The following is a 241-nucleotide window of genomic DNA, read 5'->3' as shown; positions in this document are numbered from 1 at the left end:
TAAACCTTTTTCCAAATCATTCACGATTTCTTGATTTCTTTCATCATCATCAGTTAAAAAATCAGATGACTTAACCGAATATTTTGAGGTTTCTTTGATTGCTGCTTGAATATCTTTATCCCCTTTTTGGTTAGGTTTGATCGCTTTAATATTTGCTACTGGCCGATAATTCACTTGTAATGCTTTTTGCCATAAACTAACCCATTCTTCTTGAGTTATATAATTAGCTTTATTCTTAAAA

At 30.3% G+C, this 241-nt stretch carries 1 protein-coding gene; it reads right to left on the bottom strand.

Features of this window, described 5'->3' with window-relative positions; all coding sequences use genetic code 11:
• Positions 1–241, bottom strand: a 241-nt coding sequence (locus SH09_RS13650; protein ID WP_042739962.1) for a protein rep, incomplete at both ends; no start/stop codon positions are given.

It is taken from the genome of Staphylococcus gallinarum, assembly GCF_000875895.1.
In the GTDB taxonomy this organism is placed as follows: Bacteria; Bacillota; Bacilli; order Staphylococcales; family Staphylococcaceae; genus Staphylococcus; species Staphylococcus gallinarum.
The sequence above is the reverse complement of the archived record's forward strand: the minus strand, read 5'-3'. Positions and strand labels throughout refer to the sequence as shown.